At 61.4% G+C, this 321-nt stretch carries 1 pseudogene; it reads right to left on the reverse strand.

Going from position 1 to position 321, the window contains the following annotated elements:
* A pseudogene (locus tag AC0L3B_RS38960) lies at positions 1 to 321 on the reverse strand (type VI secretion system contractile sheath large subunit); the annotation flags it as partial.

Consider the following 321-nt stretch of genomic DNA (forward strand, 5'->3'; position numbering starts at 1 on the left):
CCTTCCACTTCTTCCACGATCACTTCGGCGGCTGCCAGTGGATGCTGGGCCTTGGTGGTTTCGGTGGAGTGCGCCGGATCACCGTCGACGTAGTTGAGGATCCAGTCCTGCAACCAGCGCTGCATTTCGTCCTTCTCTTTGAAGGAACCGATCTTGTCGCGCACGATGCACTTCAAGTAGTGCGCGAAACGGCAGGTGGCGAACAGGTACGGCAGGCGCGCGGCCAGGTTGGCGTTGGCGGTGGCGTCCGGGTCGTCGTATTCGGCCGGTTTCTGCAGCGACTGGGCGCCGATGAACGCGGCGAAGTCGGTGTTTTTCTTG

The sequence above is a fragment of the Bradyrhizobium sp. Kon56 genome (assembly GCF_055807635.1).